Annotated in this window: 1 protein-coding gene; it reads left to right on the top strand. The window is 72.9% G+C overall.

Annotation, left to right across the window (positions count from 1 at the left end):
* Positions 1 to 210, top strand: a 210-nt coding sequence (locus ACAG25_RS24815) for a DUF222 domain-containing protein (RefSeq protein WP_370491061.1), incomplete at both ends; no start/stop codon positions are given.

The following is a 210-nucleotide window of genomic DNA, read 5'->3' as shown; positions in this document are numbered from 1 at the left end:
CGCGCGCGGAGAACATCGCCGCCTACCGCAAGCTGGCGGTACTGGCCGAGTTGTTCGACCGCCGCACCCAGTTGCCGTCAGCGCGCGACCGGGAGAACTGGTTCCTCGACCCCGATCGGGCGGTGGCCGCTGAACTGGCCGCCGCGCTCGGGGTGACCCAAGGGTTGGCGCTGGCCCAAACCGACCGGGCCGTCGCACTGCGCGACCGCC

Source organism: Mycobacterium sp. pV006, from assembly GCF_041287115.1.
Classification (GTDB): Bacteria; Actinomycetota; Actinomycetes; order Mycobacteriales; family Mycobacteriaceae; genus Mycobacterium.
The sequence above is the reverse complement of the archived record's forward strand: the minus strand, read 5'-3'. Positions and strand labels throughout refer to the sequence as shown.